This window comes from Flavobacterium cheongpyeongense, assembly GCF_003202435.1.
Taxonomy (GTDB): domain Bacteria; phylum Bacteroidota; class Bacteroidia; order Flavobacteriales; family Flavobacteriaceae; genus Flavobacterium; species Flavobacterium cheongpyeongense.
On sequence record NZ_QJHK01000046.1, the window covers coordinates 1 to 1243 of the forward strand.

Annotated in this window: 1 protein-coding gene; it reads right to left on the reverse strand. The window is 31.8% G+C overall.

What is annotated here, in order from left to right:
- The coding region (locus DMB65_RS21830; protein ID WP_110308726.1) for an IS4 family transposase at positions 1-1146 on the reverse strand (1146 nt) is incomplete at its 3' end.
- Positions 1147-1243: the final 97 nt, after the last annotated feature.

A 1243-nucleotide genomic window follows, 5' to 3' on the forward strand; every position in this document is an offset into this window, starting at 1 on the left:
GCTTCCAATACTCAATGTTCTGTTAATTTGGTAATCATGCTTTCTAATTTTATTTTTAATTTTCAGATACGATTCGCATTGCTTCTCTATTATACTTTGCAAGTTTGACACAAAAGTTGCGGCATAAAAATCCTGTTCTATACTCCAAAGTGTATGCCCGCTGAATTCCCCTAATTGCAACACATTTTTATCATGATTGTAGCTAGTCTCTATTTTCCACCTCATGAAATAAAGGGTTTTAAAAATTTCTTTTTTATACTTGACACTATCGTACAGATTGGTTAGTAAAACTTCTGTTTCTCCTGTCTCCAATACAACTTTAATCATTCTTACGGGTATTGTTGTATGAAGGAAAATGCTAAATCCGTATTCTTTCATTTTATGGATAGCCCTGTAATTCGGACCAAGATTTATAACTTTATCATCATCGCAACTTAGCATAAAATCACTTACTTCTTTATTAAATCCTTGTTTGCATCGCATCACAAAATGCTTTGTTTTTTCCTGATGAATCAATAAGTACATCAAGGAAAAACTGGCAAATCCCCTATCATAAATAGATAAGCTACCCTCTGGAATACTCTCAATATGCTGGGCAACTATACTTTTTTCGCCAATTTTTATTGGATGTATTTTTGAGAATACAGTAATTTTATTCAGCACATCATAAAACTTCATTATTCCGGCCATCGGAACTTCTCCCAGATGATTTCCGTGGGTGCCAAAATGATTTTTTACTTCCTGCTTATCTACAAGATTAATGGTAGAACCATCAACTGCTATGAGTAAAAAACCATTCCACTTTTTTACTTTCTCTCCATAATAATTATAAAAGCAATCTACCAGTAACCGATTCCAAACCTCAAAAAACAATGGCTTTAGCTTTTTTCTCTGAATACTCAAAGCTGATTTGGTGCAACTTAAATTCCCCGAAATGCAGTTGTCAAAAAAGTTTTGAATCTCTATAGACAAACTCTTTTTGAGCATATTAATAATCAAAAATACTGTTCTGTTATAGGTCAGCTTTCTATTCCGTGTAAAATCGGATGCCTTATTGGTAAATAACTTTCTTAAATCAGAATCAGTATTAATAATTTTTAAAAATTCCTTTAACTCTTCTATTATTTTTATATTTGCTTCTACCATTGGGTTTGTTTTTTTGTCAATTACAAAGAACCTAATTTAGGTTCGTAACCCAATGGTTTTTATCTATTTATGTCTTAACTTAATGACATTGGGATAG